The organism is Ruania rhizosphaerae, from assembly GCF_009805705.1.
In the GTDB taxonomy this organism is placed as follows: Bacteria; Actinomycetota; Actinomycetes; order Actinomycetales; family Beutenbergiaceae; genus Ruania; species Ruania rhizosphaerae.
Genome location: NZ_VSMB01000001.1, coordinates 258,251 through 276,885, shown reverse-complemented (window position 1 = coordinate 276,885; position 18,635 = coordinate 258,251). Strand labels below are relative to the sequence as shown.

Below are 18,635 nucleotides of genomic sequence, written 5' to 3'. Positions count from 1 at the left end.
CCCGACCTCGCCCTACCCCTCAGGCCACCGCTGACGGTGGCACTCCCTCACGACGAAGAGAGGCACCACATGACACGCACGTATCGCAGAGCCGCGGCCGTTCTCGCCGCCGGTGGCCTGGCGCTGGGTATCAGCGCCTGCGCCCCGGGCGGCGAGGAGGAGCCCACCGATGACGGCGTCATCACCATCTACAGCCAGCAGGGCCCCGATCGCGACCTCAACACGAGCTCGTTCACGTTGCTGATCGAGGAAGAGTTCGGCGTCGACCTGCAGTTCGAGACCACCACCTGGGACGCGGCTGCGGCCTCGGAGTCCCGGCAGATCACACTGGCCAGCGGTGACTACCCGGATGCCTTCCTGCTGATTCCGTGGGTGGATCAGTTCACCCAGGCCGAGCTCGTCAAGTTCGGTGATCAGGGCCTGATCCGGCCGCTGAACGATCTGCTCGACGAGAACGCGCCGAACCTGCAAGCCGCCTGGGCCGACACCCCCGAGTGGGAGGCTCTGTCCACCGCACCCGACGGTAACGTCTGGGGGCTTCCCCAGTGGAACGACTGCTTCCACTGCACCTATCCCTCCAAGCTCTGGCTGAACAGTGCCTGGCTGGAGAGCGTCGGCATGGAGCAGCCGACCACGCCCGAGGAGCTGCGGGAGGTGTTGGCCGCGTTCAAGGAGCAGGACCCGAACGGCAACGGTGAGGCCGACGAGGTTCCTCTGTCCGGTTCACCGGGCGCGAACTCGGTGCTGCCGTTCCTGATGAACCCATTCGTGTACATGGCGGCCTCCAGTACGAGCGGATCCGCCCCGGGCTCATTGGCGCTCCAGGGCGAGGAGGTGACGCTGCAGCCGACTCTGGACGGCTGGCGCGAGGGCCTGACCTACGTGAACTCTCTGTTCGAGGAGGGTCTGATCGATGAGGCCGCCTTCACGCAGAACCAGGATGCGCTGCTTGCCCTCGGTGACGTCGCTGGTGATCCGATCCTCGGTGCTGCGACGGTCGGTCACCCGGGCGTCTTCGTCACCATCGGTCAGGAGGACGGCCGTGACGCCAACTATGACGCCCTGCCCCCGCTGACCGGGCCGAACGGCTCACCCGCGTCGCAGATCAGTTCCTCCCCGGCGGGTGCGACCTTCGTCGTCACGAACAACGCCACCGACGAGGAAGCGGCCACGCTCGTCCAGATCGTCGACTGGATGATTGACTACGACAACCACCTGCGCGCCGAGTGGGGTGAGGAGGGTGTCGCCTGGGACTACGCCCAGGACGGTGACGTGGCCCTGAACGAGGAGCTCGAGCCGCTGTATGTGCGTCACCGCCTCAGTGGCGCGGAGGCCAGTGAGAACACCAATGCCGCCTGGGGCCCGCTGGCGCAGTACTACGGCAGCCAGGAGTTCCGTCAGTCGCAGGTCGTCCCCGAGGACGTCTACGACCTCTCCGGCTATGAGCGACGTCTGTTCGAGGCCACGCAGCCCTACGCGGAGAACAGCCCAGCGGAGGCCTTCCCGTACTGGAACCTGTGGATCCCCGAGGAGGAGGCGAGCGAGCTCTCCACCGTGCAGACCAATGTGGAGTCCCTGGTGCTGCAGGCGAGTGCCGAGTTCGTCACCGGGGTGCGTGACATCGACTCCGACGACGACTGGCAGGCGTTCCAGGACGCCCTCGTCGCCAACGGGAGCGATCGCTACGTCGAGATCTACCAGGAAGCCTGGGACGCGACGCAGTGACCTGTCGCTGATCTCGATCCGCAGCGGGCGGGTGCACCGGTTCCTCCTTCCGGTGCACCCGCCCGCTGGTGTCAGCGGAGGCGGCGACGCGCGCCTGACGGACTCCGAAGTCGCTCGTCGATCTGGCTCCCACCCAGGAATCCGACGTCGATATGGCTTCCGCTCACGGAAATCGCTCGTCGATCTGGCGGTCTCCGACCGCCCGGCGGTAGCCAGATCGACGAGCGACTTCCGGGTGGGTGGGCGCCCCGTCAGTCCAGGTGCGCGACCAGTTGGGGTGCCAGGCCGACGTAGTCGGCGGGGCCCAGTTCCAGCAGCCGATCTTCGACCTCGGCCGGCAGGCCCAGGCCGGAGATGAACTCCCGCATGGCGGGTCCGTCCACGCGGCGACCACGCGTGAGTTCCTTGAGCCGCTCGTAGGGGTCGGCCATCCCTTCGGCACCGGCGATCCCCGCCGCACGCATCGCCGACTGCACGGCCTCCCCGAGCACCTCCCAGTTGGCGTCCAGGTCCGCGGCCATCGTGGCGGCGTCCACGTCCAGGCCGGCCAGGCCGCGGCGCACGTTGTCGAGGGCGAGCAGCGAGTGCCCGAACGCGACCCCGATGTTGCGCTGCGTGGTGGAGTCGGTGAGGTCGCGCTGCAACCGGGAGGTGACCAGCGTGGCCGAGAGCGTATCCAGCAGCGAGCAGGAGATCTCCAGGTTCGCCTCAGCATTCTCGAACCGGATCGGGTTCACCTTGTGCGGCATGGTCGAGGAGCCCGTGGATCCCTGCGCCGAGAGCCGCTGGCGGAAGTAGCCCAGGGAGATGTAGGTCCACACATCGGTGGCGAGGTTGTGCAGGATACGGTTGAAGCGGGCGATGTCGGCGTAGATCTCCGCCTGCCAGTCGTGGCTCTCGATCTGGGTGGTGAGCGGATTCCAACTGAGCCGCAGGCCTTCGACAAACGTGCGGGAGACCTCCTGCCAGTCCGCGCCCGGGACCGAGACCGAGTGTGCGCCGTAGGTACCGGTGGCGCCGTTGATCTTGCCGAGGTACTCGCCCGCCTCGATCCGCCGGATCTGCCGACGCAGTCGGTGCGCGAGCACGGCGAGCTCTTTGCCCAGGGTCACGGGGGTGGCGGACTGGCCGTGGGTGCGGGCCAGCATCGGGACCCCGGCGTGTTCACGCGCCAGATCCGCCACGGCGTCGGCCACCGTGCGGGCGGCAGGTAGCCACACCTGCTGGACGGCGTCGCGCACCGTGAGTGCGTAGGACAGGTTGTTGATGTCCTCGCTGGTGCAGAAGATGTGCACGATCTCGCTGACGCGAGGCAGCACTGTGTCCTCGCCGAGCGACTGCGGCGCCGAGGCGAGCCGCCGCTTGAGGAAGTATTCGATCGCCTTCACATCGTGCAGGGTCTCGGCCTCGATCTCAGCCAGCTCGGCGATCTCTTCGGCGCCGAAGGTGGCGACGACGTCACGCAGGTAGGCGATCTCGGCCTCGCTCAGGTCCGGTGCGCCGGGGAGGATGTGGTGGGTGGTCAGGTGGATGAGCCACTCCACCTCCACCTGCAGCCGGGCCCGGTTGAGCGCCGCCTCCGAGAGGTGGTCCGCCAGCGGTGCCACCACCCGTCGGTAGCGGCCGTCCAACGGGCCGAGGGCGATATCGGGCAGCTCGGCGAACAGAACGCGCTCCATGCCGCCATCATCCCAGAACTCCTCCGGCCGGCGAACCCGCGCACCCATCTGGAATCGCTCGTCGATCTGGTCGCCAGATCGACGAGCGATTCCAGGGTGACCGTCTACCGACCGCCAGATCGACGAGGGATTCCGGGGTATCGGCACCTAGCGGTACCGCGCAGCCGCGGCGACGGCCGCCTGGGCGTATCCGCCCCCGAACAGCACGGTATGCACCAGCAGCGGGTTGAGCTGGTGCAGCGCCACCCGGTCCTCCCACCCGTCGGCGAGCGGGGAGACCTCCTGGTAGCCGGCGAGGATCTCCGCCAGATGCGGCGCTCCGAACAGGTCGAGCATGGCCAGGTCGGTCTCGGCGTGCCCGCCGTGCGCCGTGGCGTCGATCAGCACCACCCCGGTGGGCGACCACAGCACGTTCCCGCTCCACAGGTCGCCGTGCAACCGCGCCACCTCACCCACGAGTGCCGGCTGTGGATGGTCCAGTTCCCCGGCCGCCAACCGCTCCACGACGGCGCAGATCACCTCCACATCCCGCGCCCCGAACGCTCCGCTCGCCTCGGCCCGGCGCAGGAACGGCATCACGCGTGCCTCGGCGTAGAACTCCCCCCACGTCGCGGCGTCGCTGCCGGGCATGGGTGCACCCGCCATGAAACCCGTGGTCTGGCCGGGGACGAACCCGAATGACGGGGCGCCCGCTGCATGCGTGCGGGCGAGTGCCGCACCGAACGCACGGGCGTGCTCGGCCGACCCGCTACCGTCGCGTACCCGCTCCAGCTCCAGTACCCCGGGCCCGGCGTGACGCACCTGCGCAACCCGGGCTCCGCCGTCGGCGGCTGCGAGCCAGCGCAACCCCTCGGCCTCGGCGAGCGCCGCATCCGGGTGCGGGAAGTCGGTCTTGGTCCAGCTCTCCATCAGGCCGGTGCCTCGAGCGCGTCCCGCACGTGCGCCACGAGCCCGGCGACGGCGGAGCTCACCTGCGTGTAGACGGTCTCGAAGTCCTCTGGGTCGCCGTAGTAGGGGTCGGCGACCTCGGCACCGGGTGGGGCGCTGGAGTCGAAGCTGCGCAGCAGGCGGACCTTCGCGGCGGCGCCGGCATCGGGGGCGAGCCGGCGCAGGGCCCGTTCGTGGCCGCTGTCGAGGGCGAGTACGAGGTCCAGCTCAGCGAAGTCGGAGGCGGAGAACTGGGTGGCCGTGTGCCCGCTGAGGGTGTGGCCGTGGCGGGTGAGGACGGCGTGCGTGCGGTGGTCGGCGTCGTTGCCGAGGTGCCAGGCGCCCGTCCCGGCTGAGACCACGTCGACCTGGTCGCCGAGGCCCGCCTCCTCGAACGCCGATCGGAGGACTGCTTCACCCATCGGGGAGCGGCAGATGTTGCCGGTGCACACCACGCTGATCCGATATCCCATGCCGACCATTATCGGGTGTGTCGCTCTGGCCATCATCCCGCTCGCCGGGCGGGCTCAACGCCAACTCGAGGCGCGCTGCGGTCCCCGGTCGATGCCCATGTGCGGTGCCGATGTGCGGTGCCGATGGTCAGGGTGGCGACCCTGAGGAAGGCCAGGGTCTGCGTGCCGTTAACCCGGGTTGTCCCCGATGGTCCCGGACATCACCGGCCTCCTAGCGTCGTAGGCGTGGCGAGCGCGACGGGCTCTCGCCTCAGGACGAGGAACGGAAACGCTGCCGTGAACATCCGATCGTCGGTCTACCTGCGGTACGTCGCCAACGACCTGCGCGCGAACAAGACTGTCACCACCGCACTGCTGCTGGTGGTGACTCTCAGTGCATTCCTGATGGGCACCGGCGCGCTGGTGATGGAGCGGACTCTCGGGTCGGTGGATCAGCTGTTCGACGAGGCAAAGCCCCCACATTTCCTGCAGATGCACTCGGGGGAGTACGACGTGGCGGCGCTCGAGGAGTTCGCCGCCGGGCAACCCGGCATCGAGAGCTGGTTCATCGAGGACATGCTCGGCTTCGACGGCGCCGCGATCGGCTGGGAACGACCGTCCACCGGGGAGTCAGGAGACTTCGCGGACAGCCTGATCGACAACCTCTTCGTGACCCAGAACACCGAGTTCGACTACCTCGTGGAGGAGTCCGGTGCGATCCCGCGGCCGGCGCCCGGGGAGATCTACGTGCCGGTCGGGTACCAGCAGCGGTATGAGCTGCGAGTGGGGGATGAGCTCGTCGTCGGCACCGACGCGGGGACGGAACACTACGTGGTTCAGGGCTTCGTCCGCGACGGACAGATGGCCTCCTCGTTGTCCCCGGCGATCCGGTTCCTGATCTCGGAGCCTGACTTCGCGGCGCTGCGGCAGGCCGGAGGGGGTGCGTCGGAGATCATCGTGGAGTACCGGATGACCGACCTCGCGCTGGTCGGTGACCTGCAACGCGCTTATGACGCGGACGCGGCAGTGCCGAAGAACGGGCCGACCGTCACCTACGCGCTGGCCCGGGTGTTCAACGCCTTCAGCGATGGCCTCGCGGCGATGGCGTTGATGCTGGTCAGCCTGCTCCTGATCGCGATCGCGCTGCTGAGCGTGCGGTTCGTGATCCGCGGCACGCTGGAGGACGAGGTCCGCGAGATCGGGACGATGAAGGCGATCGGCCTTCCATCCCACGAGATCTCTCGGCTCTACCTGCTGCGATACGGCGCGATGACGGTGATCGGGTGCCTGATCGGTGCAGGCGCAGCCATCGCTGCTGCTCACCTGCTCACCCGTAGTGTCCAGGTGAACTTCGCACCCGCCGGATTCGGAGCGCTGTCCGCTCTCGTGCTGCTGGCGGCCGTGGGGCTCGTCGCCGGGATCGTGCTGCTCACCTGCTGGAGGGTGCTGCGGTCAGTGAAGAAGGTGGAGGTGGTCAACGCTCTGGTGCACGGCAGCCTCCTCGGTGAGCGCCAGTCCGCCAGGCGGGCCAAGCGGCAAGCTCGCCGGCTGCAACGCACCAGCGTTGCCGGGCGTTTCGGCACCCTCAACAGCCGGCTCGCGGTGGCTGACCTGCGCGCCGAGAGCCGGCAGTGGCTCCTGATCCCCGTGGTGTACTTCCTGGCGACCGTGCTGATCACGTTGCCGATGAGCCTGTTGAGCACGTTCCAGGATCCTGGCTTCGTCACCCATATGGGATCGCCGGAGGCCGATGTGCGGGCAGACGTGCAGTTCGCCGACGACGTCGACGCTGCGGGCGCCGACCTTCTGGCGGCCATGACGGAGGACCACCGGCTCACCGACGTGCAGGCCTACGCCAACGTGTTGTACGAGACTACGGGCGTGGACGGTCCCGAGACCCTGCGGATCGCGGTGGGGGACCACAGCGCCGGCAGCGCGGAGTTCCTCGACGGCCGCTCCCCGGGCGAGCAGGAGATCGCGTTGTCGGCGCTGAATGCGGACAAGCTCGGTGTAGCGACGGGCGATGAGCTCACGGTACGCAACCAGGACGGCGAACTGACCCTGACGGTGAGCGGGATCTACCAGGACATCACCAGCGGCGGGTACACCGCCAAGATGCCAGGGCGGGTGACCGCCGGCGCTGCCAGCTACGTGATCTTCGCCAACACCACAGACGGGACTGACCCGGAGGCCGTCGCATCGGAATACAACGCGACGTTCCCCGATGCCACCATGTGGCCGATGCAGGAGTACCTCGAGCAGCTGCTGTCCTCCCTGACCGACGCCTTCCGCAGCGCGGCCGTGCTGTCGTTGATCTTCGGGGTGGCGGTGGCACTGCTGATCACCTGCCTGTTCCTGCGATGGCGGCTGAGCCGGGATCGGCCGGTGCTGGGAGCCCTGTCCGCGATCGGGTTCTCGCTGCGGGAACTCGCAGGCCAGGTACAGGGCAAGACCGTGGTGACGGCCACGGCCGGGATCGGCCTGGGCGTGGTGTTCGCGGCCACGGCCGGAGAGTGGTTCGTCGGGTCGTTGATCGCCACACTGCCGTTCGGACTGGTCAGCCTGACGCTTCTGCCCAACCCGTGGATCGCCTACCTCGCCTATCCGCTATTGCTGCTCGCAACCAGCTACGTCGGTGCCGTCCTGCTCAGCCGCTCGCTGCGCCGGGCCAACACCAGCGACTGGCTCCGTAGCTGACCTTCCCGACCATGACAGGAGCTGTGATGACCGATCGCCAGGCGACACTGGAATGTCGCGCCGTGACCAAGACCTACGTCTCCACCGACCCGCCGGCTGAGGTGCTGCGCGGCATCGACCTGACAGTCCGCGAGGGGGAGTTCATCGCAGTGATGGGCGCTTCCGGATCCGGGAAGTCCACCCTGCTCTACAACATCAGTGGGATGGACCGGCCCAGCGGCGGCCAGGTGCTGCTGGAAGGCAGCGAACTGACCGGCCTCTCCGACGACGAGATGAGCCGGTTGCGCCTGACCCGGATGGGGTTCGTCTTCCAGCAGGCGCACTTCCTGGGCAACCTCACAGTGCGTGACAACGTGCTGCTGCCGGCGTTGAAGGCCGCACCGAGGGACAAACCGGGCGCGATCGCGCGAGTGGAGGCCCTGCTGGAACGGTTCGGGATCGCGCACGTCGCCGGCCACGGGATCACCCAGGTATCGGGGGGCCAGCTGCAACGCGCTTCTCTCTGCCGGGCGCTGGCCAGTGAGCCCGCGATCGTGTTCGCCGACGAGCCCACAGGTGCACTCAACAGCAGCATGTCGGCCGAGGTCATGGATGCCCTGACGCAGGTGCATCGGGATGGGTCGACCTTGGTGATGGTCACTCACGATCCGTCCTGCGCGGCTCGAGCCGACAGGGTGGTCTACCTGCGGGACGGTCTGCTGGTCGACTCCGCGGAGCTGGGGACCTGGACGGCGGACACGGCGGCGCAGCGTGAAGACCGGTTGATCGGGTGGTTGCGCCAGCAGGGCTTCTGAGCCGTTGCCGGTGCCGGTGAGCCGGTGTGCGATGCCGGCTGGGCGATGTCGGTTCGTCCACAACCCTCCGGGGGCTCTCGCATCGGTCGCAGGGATTCTCCCTAACGTCGCTGGCGAGACGAGGAGGAACCCGTGAACCCACCACGATCACCGCTGACCCTGCCCATCGCCCCGGCGATCCTGACCCCGTCGGTCGCGCTCGCGGCAGCGGCGGCTGAGACCCGCCGCATCTCCACGAGCGCCGCGGCCCTGGAGCCTTCCCACTGGGTCTCGCCGGCCGCGCGTGCCTACTGCGATCGGGTCCACGATCTGGTGCGAGCCGTCGAGGCGGCGGCGGAAGGGATCGATGCAGCAGCCGCGGCCGCCCGTGTGCACGAGTCCGAGCTCGACCACGTGCGGCAGGCGCTGCTCACGGGCGCCCCGATCCCGGTATGAGCGGCATCTCGCAGGTTCCGGACGGGAACCGGGACGGGTTCTGGCGGCAGGTGGCGGCCGATCAGCTGATCGTCTCCGGCGCGGCGCTCGATACCGACACAGCCGAACTGGTGTTGTTGGCGATCGAGGCGGACGCGATCGCGGAGCAACTGCACGCCGTCTACGGCCAGGTCCGCAGCGGGCAGGATGCGGTGCGCACCACCACGGCGCTGGCGTGGGGGAGCGGGATGCAGGGGCAGACCCAGTGCGGGTTCGCGAAGGGCAGTCTGCTCGTGGCAGCACGCGAGGCGGAGGAGTTGGCGGTTGCATTGCGTGCAGCGCGTGAGGAGTACGAGCGCGCGGAGGAGTCAGTGCGCAGCGGGACAGTGTTCGAGCTGCCGCGCTCGCTGACCGGGGCGGGCGAGCCGATTCCGTGGCTGTCCGGACTCGACTACGTGCCCTGGGCGCTGACGCGACTGGTGGCGATCACCGCCGGGAATATGCAGGTGGCCGCCGATCGCGGGCAACTGACCCCGACTGGGGCCGGGCTCGGGTACATGCTGGAGGAGCTGAGTTGGACCGCGACCGGTGGGCCGGTGCTGGACTGGCTCGGGCAGGAGGACGTCAATCGCAATGTGCTTCTCGCCTCGATGGTGAGCTGGACGGCGGGTCTGGTGCTCGGCACGGGGACGGATGTCAGCGTGCAGCGGGTCCACCCCACGCCGCAGGTGGTGAATGGGCGGTTCCAGATGCCGCACACGGCGGCTGCGCGCGGGATCGAGGATCTGGCTGGGGTGCAGAACGGGTTCCGCCACCGCGAGGATCTACCCGAGGGGACGGTCCGGATCGACCGGGTGAGCGATGCCGAGGGGAACGTCTCCTGGCAGGTGCATGTGCCGGGCACGCAGACGTCCTGGGATGATCCGCGGCCGGTCGGCCATCCGTTCTTCGGCTCGGCGCTGGGGATGGCCACCGCGATGACGCCGCTGGCGGCCCTGGCGCCGGCAGTGCGGAACGCGCCCGCGCCGAGGTTCATGCCTGCGGTACCGGGTGCACCGGCGTGGACCGGGCCGCTGCTGCAGGGCACCGGGGAGCGGGTAGCCGGGGCCGTCCGCAACCCCAACCCGCTGGACTGGCACTCTAACCTTCAGCTTTTCACCGGCCAGGAGGCCGCCTCGCAGAACGGCGTGGTCGAGGCGATGCGTGCCGCGGGTGTCGCACCGGACGAACCGGTGCTGCTGTCGGGTCACTCCCAGGCCGGGATGATCGTGATGAACATGGCGAACGACCCCGTGCTCAGCAGCGAGTTCTCGTTCGACTCGGTGGTGACCTTCGGGGGTCCGACTGGGCACCTGCCCACTCCGGAGGGAGCCGCTGTGATGCACGTGGAACATCCGGAGGATGTGGTGTGGAACCTCGCCAACCAGCCGAACCCGGTGGCCGGGAACCGGGTGACGGTGGCGAACCCGCTCTCGGACTCCCAGCTGGCCGCCGATGCCGAGGTCAACCACCTCGGCGAGTCGCACGACCTGCCCGCCTATCAGCGCACCGGCACGCTCATCGACGCGAGCACCGATCCGGCGATCGAGAGCTGGCGCGAGCAGTCGGCCGGCGTGCTGCCCACGGGGGAGGTCACTACCGAGACCCTGTACTTCCAGATGCGGCGAGAGGAGTGAACCGGGTCAGCGGCGGTCGCGATCCTTCTTCTTCCCATCCGGCAGGATCACGGTGAGGATCACCGAGATGACGGTGATGATGAGGCCGGCGAGCACCGCGGTCCAGAAGCCGTCCACTTCGAGGCCGTAGTCGGTGAAGCCGGTGATCCAGCTGGTCAGCAGCAGCATCAACGCGTTCACCACGAGGAAGAACAGGCCGAGGGTGAGGATGTAGAACAGGATCGAAACCAGCTTCACGAGCGGCTTCACGATCGCGTTCACGAGCGTGAACAGCAGTGAGACGACCGCGACCACGATCACCGTGTTCAGTGCGGTGCCGTCGGTGCGGAAGTCGACGCCCGAGACCCACAACGCGGTCAGCCAGAGCGCGACGCCGTTGATGAGGACCTTGATGAGGAAACTCATACGGACATTGTCGCACCCGCAGCGATCGGCCCCAAGGGCCGATCTTTCGACCCCTTCTCCGGTCTGACCCTGAGTTTCAGGCCTATTGGCGATGTGCCCGTTCCCGAGGGGCCGAACATTCGACCCCTTCACCGCGCCGACCCCCAACTTCGGGCCCGCCCGGGGTTGCGGAGCGACTGCTCACGTCTGGTCGGACTCGCCCAGTCGACGATTCGCCGTGGCCATGTGCGCCGCCATCGCCGCAGCCGCAGCGCCGCCGTCTCGTGCCGTGATCGCCTCCAGCACGGACTCGTGCTCCTCGAGCGCCAGCAGCGCCGACGCTTCGTCGTGCACGGCGCGATCGGCGTAGACCTGCAGCAGGGATCGCACGACGTGCAGCAGATCGATAATGGTCTCGTTCCTCGAGGCCGCGGCGAGCCGGTCGTGGAAGTCGTGGTCGGCGCGCGCGAAGACCGCCAGGTCGCCGGCGTGCTCACGCATCCGGTCCAGCGCGGCCCGGAGCGCCTCCAGGTCCCCCTCGGCGGCGCGGGCCGCTGCGAGCTCGGCCACCTGCGTCTCCAGCCCGGAGCGCAGCTCCAGCAGCTCGGCAGTGCTCTTCTCGCCGATCAGCAGCCCCCAGCGCAACGTCCGGGGCAGGAGCGTGCTGGCGGTCCCGCGCAGGTAGGTGCCCGAGCCGGGCCGCACCTGCACGATGCCGAGGATCTCCAGAGCTGCGAGGGCTTCCCGCACCGCGGATCGGCCCACCCCCAGGGTCGCGGCGAGCTGGCGTTCGGCGGGCAGGCGTGTGCCGGGTTCGAACGAGCCGCCGGTGAACAGATCGAGGAGCCGGCGCGCCACCTCCGAGACCGGTGTGGTGCCCGGCAGCGAGCCCAGGGACGCCGTGATCTCGGCGGAACGGTCGCTGGCTGGCATGCCACGAGGGTACCGGCACAAGTGCCCACGCTCTTGCAATTGGTCAACCGGTTCGCCAAAATGGCCTCATGTTCGGACTCGGCACCTACGCCTTCTTCTGGCAGCTCTCCGACCGCAACCCGCGGCCGATGACGCTGCCGGAGGCCTTCCAGGCCACCCGCGACCTCGGCATCGGCCTGCACCAGATCTGCGACTACGCGCCGCTGGAAGGCATGGACGACGCCGAACTCGCCGATGCCGCCGCCGCAGCACAGGACCTGGACCTGGTGATCGAGCTCGGCACCAAGGGCATCGAGCCCGGCCACCTGACCCGCTTCCTGGAGATCGCCGCCGTCTTCGACGCCACGCTGATCCGCAGCATGATCTACGGGCCCGACTCCCGCCCCACGCTCGAGCAAGCCCGCCAGTGGCTCACCGGTGCGATGCCCGCCTTCGAAGCAGCCGGGGTCACGCTCGCCCTGGAGACCTACGAACAACTGCCCACCGTTGACCTGATCGCCCTGGTCGAGCAGGTCGGCAGCGAGAACCTCGGCATCTGCCTGGACCCGGGCAACGTCGTCGCCCGGCTGGAGAACCCGCAGGCCTGCGTGGAGCAGGTCGCCGATCTCACCCGCGCCGTGCACGTCAAGGACTACGCCTTCGCCCGTCAGCCCGGCTGGGTCGGCTTCACCTACAGCGGCGCGCCGATGGGTGAGGGCCTGCACGACTACCCGCACCTACTGCGCACCGTCCGCCCGCGTGAACGCGGCATCAACGAAGTGGTCGAGCACTGGCTGCCCTGGCAGGACGACCCCGAGACCACCCTCCGCACGGAACGGGAATGGACCCGTGCCGCCGTCGACTATCTGAGGAGCACCACATGAGTGAGAACACGTACACGATCGCCGTCATCGGCGCCGGCGGGAAGATGGGGATGCGCGTCTCCAACAATTTGGTCCACACGGATCATGCTGTGAAGTACGTCGAGAACTCTGAAGCCGGCCGCCAGCGCACCACCGACGCCGGCCGCGAGTTGACCGACGCCGCTACCGCCGTCGCGGACGCTGACATCGTCGTCCTCGCGGTGCCTGACCTGGCCCTCGCCTCGGTCACCGCCGAGTTGGTCCCGCAGATGCGCGCCGGCGCCGTGGTGCTCACCCTCGACCCGGCCGCCGCCTACGCCGGCCTGCTCGCCACCCGCGACGACGTGATCCAAGCGGTCGCCCACCCCTGCCACCCCTCGGTCTTCCTGCAGCGGCAGACCCCCGAGGAATGGGCCGACACCTTCGGCGGCATCGCCGCCCCGCAGGACGCGATCGCCGCCGTCGAGTCCGAGGACGAAGCCGTCAAGACCCTCGTGGAGACCACCGTCCGCGCCATCTACGCCCCCGTGGTCGACGTGCACTGGGTCACCGTCAAGCAGCTCGCCCAGCTCGAGCCGACCCTGGTGGAGACCGTCGCCTGCATGATCGGTGAGCTGCTCAACGAGGCGCTGCAGGAGGCCGTGCACACCATGGGCGTGCCCGAGCCAGCCGCGCGCAGCATCCTCTACGGGCACACTCAGGTGGCGCTCGCGAACGGCCTGCGCGGGGACAACCCGTTCAGCGACGCGTGCCTGATCGCGATGGACTACGGACGCGAGTCGATCATCAAGGAGGACTGGAAGAAGATCTTCCGCGACGACGAGCTCGACAAGAACCTCGCGCGCATGCTTCACCTCGACGCCATCGAGCGCTGATGTCGAGCGGGCCCGCGGCGCCATGGTGGCCACCGACCCGCTCCTTCACGAGCGGGCGGTGGTCCCTGCTCATCCGGGACGGTGAGCTCTCCGAGATCGCCGTGGACGGGCGGATACTCCTGCGCGGCATCCGTGCGATCGTGCGGGTCGCCGACTGGGTGACCGTGCCGTGGGCGGTGACCTCCGTGGACATGACCGACGCCTCGGTCACCGTGCACGTGGAGGCCACCGAGCCGCAGATCACCGGCACCCTGCGCGCCGAGATCGACGGCGACCGGCTCACCGCCACGGTCGAGCTGGAGCCCGCCGAGGAACTGTGGACCAACCGCGCCGGGCTGATCGTGCTCCATCCCCCGGCGCTGGCCGGAACGCCGCTGGTCGTACGCCATCCCGACGGCGGCCGCTCGCCCGCCGAGTTCCCCGAGGCCCCCGCTCCGCACCAGCCGGCACGCGATATCGCCGGGCTCACCTGGGAGCAGGGCGGCCTCCGCGTGGATCTTGGGTTGGAGGGCGATGTATTCGAGATGGAGGACCAGCGCAACTGGACCGACGCCTCCTTCAAGACCTACAACCGCCCCCTCTCCCTACCGTTTCCGTACCGGGTCGGCGCGGGTAAGCACATCCGTCATGGCCTCACCCTCAGCGCATCACGCACGACGGCGCAGCTCGCCTCTGGTGCTGCCGTGGCACCCGGGCGAGGCGTGAGTTCGCAGGGGTCTGGTGGGCAGAGGCCGCACGTCATCAACCTCGCTGCTACCGGCCCACTGCCCCAGCTCGGCCTGGGCGCGGCCACTGCACCCGACCCTGCGCCCGAGTCGGCGGGCGTCGACGCTGCGATGGGGGTCGCGACCGGGGTAGTGGCCGGCATGACCGACGTGCCGCTGCTCGTCGAACTCGACCTACGGACGTCCAGCTGGCGGGCCGCCTGGGAGCGCGCCGCAGCGAGCGGCCACCCGCTCGACGTGCGCCTCGTGCTGGAACCTGCCGACGCTGCTGACCCTGCCAATCGCGAGAAGGTGCGTTCCGCCGTCAATGGGCTCGTGGGCCAGCGCGTGCTGCGGATGGGTGCCTATGCCGGCGGGTCCCCGCGACACGTCTCAGACGCGGCGACGATCGCCGTGCTCCGGGAGGCGCTCGACGCCGCCGGGCTGGACCTGCCGGTGGTCGGTGGCGCCCGGTCCCACTTCACCGAGCTGAACCGCGGGCTGGACCGGCTGCCGGCCGACCTGGACGGGTTGGCGGTGGCGATGTCGCCGCTGTTCCACGACCTCGGCACCCCGCAGCTGGTGGAGTCGGTCGCGATGCAGCGGATCCTCGCTCGCCGCACGGTGGAGCTGGCGGGGGAGACGGCTGGCGGGGCGGGGGTGCACATCGGTCCGGTCACGCTGCGCCCGCCATTCAACGCCGTCGCCGAGCGTGACCATGCCTCGCCCACGCGCCCCGATCTGACCGAGGGCTACGGCCCGGCGCTCGCCGACGCCACCGACCCGCGCCAGCAGGCACCCGAACTGGCGGCCTGGACGATCGCCAGCTTCGCGGCGCTCGCGGTTCCCGGGGTCGCCTCGATCAGTTATTTCGAGCAGTGGGGCCTGCGGGGCGTGGTCGGCAGCGACGGCACGCCGTACCCGGTGGCCGGGGCGTTTGAGGCGCTGCTGGGTTTGGTGGCCCCGGGTGACCCCGCGGTCACGCACGGGAACAGCTCGGCCGAACCTGCGCCGTCGGGGGCTGCGCAGTTGCTGAGCGGCGACAGCCCCGACGGCCTGCTCTGGGCCGTGGGCAGCACGGACGGCACCAGGACGACGCTGCTCCTGGCGAACCTGCACCCGGTCGCGCGGGAGGTCCGTATACACACGCCAGCTGGGACCATCACGGAGCACGTCGAGGCGGCATCCTGGGTGAGGCGGATCGTGGATTGAGAGGTGCGATTCAGCGCCAGATGGCTGCGATCGGCATCGCCCAGATCCGCTCCGAGAGCGGCACGGTCATCGACCCGGTGTGGAAGACGATCCCGGCTCGGAATGCCTCGCCGTGCATGTCGCGGAACCACTCGAGGTGTCGCGCATCTGCCTTCCGGACCGTCGCGGACGATTTCACCTCGATGCCGACGAGCTCGCCGGCGAGCGATTCCAGGAGGAGGTCGATCTCGCGACGCCCCGACGACTCGCGAAGATGATGCGGTGTGACGTTGCGTGCTCCGATCCCGAGCAGTGGGCGAAGCTGCGCCGCGACGAATGAGTCGAGCAGGCGGCCACGTGCGTCGCTGGTGCGACTCGCGGTCTCTGCGTCCAGTCCCAGGAGTCGTAGCGCCAGACCGGTGTCGGTCAAATGCAGCTTCGGCAACTTGACGAGGCGACTCAGGCGGTTCGACGTCCACGGCGGCAAACGTTCGGCGATGCCCACCTCCTCCAGGAGGTCGAGGTAGCGCATCGTGGTGCGATGATCGGCGCGCGTCGCCTCGGCGAGGGTGGTGGTTGTGGGACTTCCGGCCGTGTTCGCCGCCAGAGCGCGCAGGAGTCGCACGAGTGCCTGGGGGGAGCGAAGATCGGCGATCTCTGCGATGTCGCGGCCGGCGAGCTGAGTAACGTACCCGTCGAACCAGTCGCGGCGCAGATCGTCGGGTAGCGCGATCGCTTCTGGGAAGCCGCCCGTTGCCGCGAGCGCGATGTAGTCGAACACCGATGGTGGATCCTGGATCGCTCCTTCCTCGACATCTCCTTCGAACAGTCTGTCGACGAAGGTCTCGGCGCGAGGCAGCGAGCCTGTCAGTTCGCCCTGTGTCAGGCCGTGCATCCGGACTGGGATGAGGCGCCCGGTCCCGGGCCACACGGACGACGTCTGACGGGCACGCACGCTGCCGGTTAGCAGGAAGGAACCGGGTGCGGCTCCGGCGTCCACGGCGCGCTTCACAGCTCCCATCGACTCCGGTGAGACCTGCCACTCGTCGATCACGGTTGGGCGGTCGAGTCGTGAGAGATAGGCATCGGGTTGTCCGGCGAACAGATCGGCCTCCTCGGGCCGGTCGAGGCGCAGGATCGACGCGCCACGCCGTAGCGCCGTCGTCGTCTTTCCGCAGGCACGAGGCCCGGTGATGAGAAACGCGCTGAGATGCTCCATCGCACGATCGAGGTAGTCATCGACGTAGCGGCGTGTATAGGTCGAACCCGTCATGCGGTGCCGTCCTCCGAGTCGACAAATGTCAATCTACCGCAAAGTCTGATGCCAGTTTACCGCACGGGGTGATGTCACTCTAGCGCGGTTGTCTCTCGAGAGCTCCGGGCATGATGCCCGTGGGGTGACTCAGTGGGACTGTCGAACGCTCGTGCTCGCCCGCACCACCAGCGCCGGCTCGAACATGCGGTGCACCTGCCCGGAGAACTCGCCGGCGATCGCCTCGAACAGCAAGTCGATCATGGTCGGCCCGAACTCCTCGTGCCGGCTGCGCACGCTGGTGAGCGGGATGAGGGAGGCCTCGGCGAACTCGTTGTCGTCGTAGCCGACGATCGCGACGTCCTCGGGCACTCGCACGCCGCCGTGCACGAGCGCCTGCATGAGACCCAGTGCGACGAGGTCGTTCACGGCCAGGACGGCGTCCGGTCGCCGCTCGGGCGCGCGTTCCAGGAGCGCATGGCCCACCTCACGCCCACTGTGGACGGTGCGGTCGGCGGTGTCGATGATCTCCAAACCAGCCCCGCTCCCACTGACGGCGGCGCTCGCCCCGGTGAGCCGGGCGGCGACCTGGGCGATGGTCAGGGGGCCGCCGACGAAGGCGAGGCTCCGCCGTCCGATATCGATCAGGTGGGCGGCCGCCTGCCGGCCGCCGGAGACGTCGTCCACGGAGACCGACGGCTGCTCCGGGTGGTGGGCTTGCTGGCCCACGAGGACCGACGGCGTCCCTCGCCTGCGTACCTGTGCCAACCGGTCTTCGATGGGCTCGTGTGAGGACACGAGCAGGCCGAGCACGCGGTGCTCTTCGAAGACGGAGAGGTAGGCGTCCTCCCGGGAGCGGCTGCGGTGGGAGTCGGCGAAGAACACGGAGATGTTGCGCGTGGAGGCGCCCTGTTCGACGCTCTCGGCGATCTCGGTGAAGTACGGGTTGGAGATGTCGGGGGCGAGGTAGCCGATCACGCGGCTGGTGCCCGAACGCAGTTGCCGGCCGGCCTGGCTGGGTACGAAACCGAGGGTGTCGATGGCGGCGGCGATGCGGCCCGCGGTCTCGGGGGAGACGCGTTCGGGGTGGTTGAGGTAGTTCGAGACCGTTCCGATCCCGACGCCGGCGTGGGCGGCGACATCGCGGATGCCGACCCGGCTCACGCCTTGTTCTCCATCCGCCTGAGCGTACTCAGCGCCAGTCGTGCTGGGCGGCGAAGCCGAGCTCGCGCTGGATCTTGCGGGTGGACATCAGTGACTCGTATTCGCCGAGATCGCTGGCCACGGGGGTGCCGGGGAACCAGCGCTCGGCCACCTCGGCCGAGGGTGCGCTGTTGCCGGACTCCGGGTGGGCGACGTTGTAGACGCGGAAGCCCGGGGCGGGTGCTTCGAGGGCGAGGCGGACGGCGAGGGCGCCGTCGCGGGAGTCGATCCAGGAGCCGAGCAGGTCGCGCCGGTAGGCGGGTTCGCAGGCGCGTTCGAAGGTGGCGTACTCATCGGGTGCGACGACGTTGGTGAACCGGAGTGCGGTGAGTGAGGCGCCCTCGGTCCAGCCGGTGAGCTGGGCCGCGATCGCCTCCTCGGCCACCTTGCCGAGGCCGTAGGTGTTGTGCGCGCGGGTGAACGTCTCGTCCACCGGCAGGGAGGGCGGGGCCTGCTCGAAAGGGAACCCCATGGCCGTGATGCTGGAAGCGAAGACGACGTTGCGGATACCGGCGCGGTGCGCGGCGAAGAGGGTGTGGAACGTGGCGCTGACGTTGGAGTCGAAGGTGGCGGCGTCGGGAACGATGCCGTTGACGGGGATGGCCGCCAGGTGGACGAGTGCGTCCAGCCCGCCGTGGCGTGCGGTGACGCCGAGCAGGGCGTCGAGGATCTGGCCGTAATCGCCTAGATCGACCTGGGTGAAGTCGAATCCCACAGAGCCGTGCCGGTCGAAGCCGATGACGTGGTGCCCGTGCTCGCGCAGGTGCGTCATGGTGGCGCTGCCGAGCTTGCCCGAGCTGCCGGTGACTCCGACGATCATCGTCGACACTCCTTCGTGGTGAGATAGCGGATTCGAGCCTAGCCGCGAGGCACCCACTGGCGCAATT

At 69.0% G+C, this 18,635-nt stretch carries 16 protein-coding genes; 8 read left to right on the top strand and 8 right to left on the bottom strand.

Annotated features, from left to right (window positions below):
- The first annotated feature begins 69 nt into the window (after positions 1 to 69).
- Positions 70 to 1,725, top strand: coding sequence for a type 2 periplasmic-binding domain-containing protein (locus FV560_RS01145; protein WP_159618449.1), 1,656 nt, complete (start codon positions 70 to 72; stop codon positions 1,723 to 1,725).
- Positions 1,726 to 1,976: 251 nt separating this feature from the next.
- Here FV560_RS01145 and purB read toward each other — a convergent pair whose 3' ends face one another.
- The 3 genes from purB to FV560_RS01130 all read right to left on the bottom strand — a co-directional run bounded on the left by purB (position 1,977) and on the right by FV560_RS01130 (position 4,804).
- Positions 1,977 to 3,404: an adenylosuccinate lyase gene (gene purB, locus FV560_RS01140; RefSeq protein WP_159618447.1), complete on the bottom strand. Its 1,428-nt coding sequence runs from the start codon at positions 3,402 to 3,404 to the stop codon at positions 1,977 to 1,979.
- 147 nt (positions 3,405 to 3,551) lie between these two features.
- On the bottom strand, positions 3,552 to 4,313 hold the full coding sequence (locus FV560_RS01135; RefSeq protein WP_159618445.1) for a fructosamine kinase family protein: 762 nt from the start codon (positions 4,311 to 4,313) through the stop codon (positions 3,552 to 3,554).
- A complete protein-coding gene (locus FV560_RS01130) occupies positions 4,313 to 4,804 on the bottom strand; it encodes a low molecular weight protein-tyrosine-phosphatase (RefSeq protein WP_159618443.1) in 492 nt (163 codons plus the stop codon). The genes FV560_RS01135 and FV560_RS01130 overlap by 1 nt, the downstream gene beginning before the upstream one ends.
- Positions 4,805 to 5,080: 276 nt before the next feature.
- On the opposite strand from FV560_RS01130, the gene FV560_RS01125 reads away from it, so the two are divergent.
- The 4 genes from FV560_RS01125 (at position 5,081) to FV560_RS01110 (ending at position 10,364) form a co-directional block, all read left to right on the top strand.
- Positions 5,081 to 7,480, top strand: a complete 2,400-nt coding sequence (locus FV560_RS01125; protein WP_159618441.1) for an ABC transporter permease — start codon at positions 5,081 to 5,083, stop codon at positions 7,478 to 7,480.
- A 26-nt stretch (positions 7,481 to 7,506) separates the two neighbouring features.
- Positions 7,507 to 8,274 carry an ABC transporter ATP-binding protein gene (locus tag FV560_RS01120; RefSeq protein WP_159618439.1) on the top strand — a complete coding sequence of 256 codons (768 nt, stop codon included), beginning with the start codon at positions 7,507 to 7,509 and terminating at the stop codon, positions 8,272 to 8,274.
- 132 nt (positions 8,275 to 8,406) lie between these two features.
- Entirely contained in the window at positions 8,407 to 8,709 is a 303-nt protein-coding gene (locus FV560_RS01115) for a hypothetical protein (RefSeq protein WP_159618437.1), read from the top strand.
- Entirely contained in the window at positions 8,706 to 10,364 is a 1,659-nt protein-coding gene (locus tag FV560_RS01110; protein WP_159618435.1) for a hypothetical protein, read from the top strand. The genes FV560_RS01115 and FV560_RS01110 overlap by 4 nt, the downstream gene beginning before the upstream one ends.
- A gap of 6 nt (positions 10,365 to 10,370) precedes the next feature.
- Here the strand turns inward: FV560_RS01110 and FV560_RS01105 are convergent, their stop codons facing one another.
- Entirely contained in the window at positions 10,371 to 10,769 is a 399-nt protein-coding gene (locus FV560_RS01105) for a phage holin family protein (RefSeq protein WP_159618433.1), read from the bottom strand.
- 180 nt (positions 10,770 to 10,949) lie between these two features.
- Positions 10,950 to 11,681, bottom strand: coding sequence for a FadR/GntR family transcriptional regulator (locus tag FV560_RS01100; RefSeq protein WP_159618431.1), 732 nt, complete (start codon positions 11,679 to 11,681; stop codon positions 10,950 to 10,952).
- A 68-nt stretch (positions 11,682 to 11,749) separates the two neighbouring features.
- Here FV560_RS01100 and FV560_RS01095 point away from each other — a divergent pair, with 68 nt between their 5' ends.
- The 3 genes from FV560_RS01095 to FV560_RS01085 are packed head-to-tail and all read left to right on the top strand — an operon-like array spanning position 11,750 to position 15,314.
- Entirely contained in the window at positions 11,750 to 12,544 is a 795-nt protein-coding gene (locus FV560_RS01095) for a sugar phosphate isomerase/epimerase family protein (protein ID WP_159618429.1), read from the top strand.
- Positions 12,541 to 13,398 (top strand): phosphogluconate dehydrogenase C-terminal domain-containing protein, encoded by an 858-nt coding sequence (locus FV560_RS01090; RefSeq protein ID WP_159618427.1) that lies wholly within the window; start codon positions 12,541 to 12,543, stop codon positions 13,396 to 13,398. The genes FV560_RS01095 and FV560_RS01090 overlap by 4 nt, the downstream gene beginning before the upstream one ends.
- Entirely contained in the window at positions 13,398 to 15,314 is a 1,917-nt protein-coding gene (locus FV560_RS01085; RefSeq protein WP_200837468.1) for a D-apionate lactonase family protein, read from the top strand. The genes FV560_RS01090 and FV560_RS01085 overlap by 1 nt, the downstream gene beginning before the upstream one ends.
- A gap of 10 nt (positions 15,315 to 15,324) precedes the next feature.
- Here FV560_RS01085 and FV560_RS01080 read toward each other — a convergent pair whose 3' ends face one another.
- From FV560_RS01080 to FV560_RS01070, 3 genes are all read right to left on the bottom strand, one after another.
- Positions 15,325 to 16,566 (bottom strand): ATP-binding protein, encoded by a 1,242-nt coding sequence (locus FV560_RS01080; protein WP_159618425.1) that lies wholly within the window; start codon positions 16,564 to 16,566, stop codon positions 15,325 to 15,327.
- 129 nt (positions 16,567 to 16,695) lie between these two features.
- The gene (locus FV560_RS01075; protein WP_159618423.1) at positions 16,696 to 17,709 is read right to left on the bottom strand and encodes a LacI family DNA-binding transcriptional regulator; all 1,014 of its coding nucleotides are present in this window, start codon (positions 17,707 to 17,709) and stop codon (positions 16,696 to 16,698) included.
- 28 nt (positions 17,710 to 17,737) lie between these two features.
- Positions 17,738 to 18,568, bottom strand: a complete 831-nt coding sequence (locus tag FV560_RS01070) for an NAD-dependent epimerase/dehydratase family protein (RefSeq protein ID WP_159618421.1) — start codon at positions 18,566 to 18,568, stop codon at positions 17,738 to 17,740.
- Between the last annotated feature and the right edge of the window lie 67 nt (positions 18,569 to 18,635).